Source organism: Anaerotignum lactatifermentans, from assembly GCF_014982935.1.
In the GTDB taxonomy this organism is placed as follows: domain Bacteria; phylum Bacillota; class Clostridia; order Lachnospirales; family Anaerotignaceae; genus Anaerotignum; species Anaerotignum lactatifermentans.
Window position 1 is genome coordinate 1 of sequence record NZ_JADCKK010000157.1, and the last position, 1,054, is coordinate 1,054.

Here is a 1,054-nt window from a genome sequence, read left to right on the forward strand (position 1 = left end):
TGCCCGCAGACCGCGCGGGAACCATGCGGCGGATGCCCGCAGCCTGTGTGGGGACCGTGCCGAGGATGCCCGCAGGACGAGCTGGGGCGCCGGATGGCGGGCCGCGCGGCGCCGTAAGCGACACGTGCGGGGCGCCTGCAGATCGAGGGCGCCGGACCGCGGAACTCGCGTGCATGGTAGCACGGTTCGACTCGCGCGCAAAGACGGCGCGGGAATGCGTCGGTTCCCGCCGTCGGCCCGTCGGGCAACCCGCATTCCGTGCCGGAGCGCGATATCGATTGGGATAAGGGGGCGGTTGAGTGGAGGTCGAGCGGCATCCGCGCATCAACGCGGCGGCACGGGGCGTGTGGAAGCCCCATCGAAAGGTGCGCCGCCCGCCGGCGAAAATCGCCCGTTGGCGTTATACAGATAAAAATCCTGTTTTCCGCGAACGGTTCAAACGAACGGACAAAACGAAACCTTCACCCGTTCTACCTGCGAGATTACAAGCGGTTTAACCCGGAAATAATTCCGCAAACGGCCTTTAATCCACCGTAAACTCACACTTTCGCGCTTTCGGGTAAAACAATGGAGTCAGCAAAGCGGCCGGCGCGCGAGCCGCGGCGGGATCGCCGTCCTCCACGCGGGCCGTTCAGACACCGTCTCGGGCATCAGCCCAACGAAAGAAGGAGGAGACATGGTCAAGGATTTTATCGACACCAATGATTTCACCAAGGAAGAGATCCTCGCCATCGAGGATCTCGGCCTCGCCATGAAGAAGGCCATCAAGGAGGGCGACTACTACCCGCACCTGCTCCGCAACAGGAGCCTCGGCATGATCTTCCAGCAGGTGTCCACCCGCACCCGCCTGTCCTTCGAGACGGCCATGACCGACCTCGGCGGCCATGCGCAGTTCTACGGCCCCGGCACCATCCAGCTCGGCGGCCACGAGTCCCTCGGCGACACCGCCCGCGTCATGGGCAGCCTGCTCGACATCATGATGGCTCGCGTTAACCGTCACAAGGACGTCGTCGGCCTCGCCGAGGGCTCCGCTGTGCCCGTCATCAACGGCATG

General features: G+C 64.3%; 1 pseudogene. It reads left to right on the plus strand.

The window, feature by feature from the left end:
- Window positions 1-676: 676 nt before the first annotated feature.
- A pseudogene (locus tag INF29_RS14450) lies at window positions 677-1,054 on the plus strand (putrescine carbamoyltransferase); the annotation flags it as partial.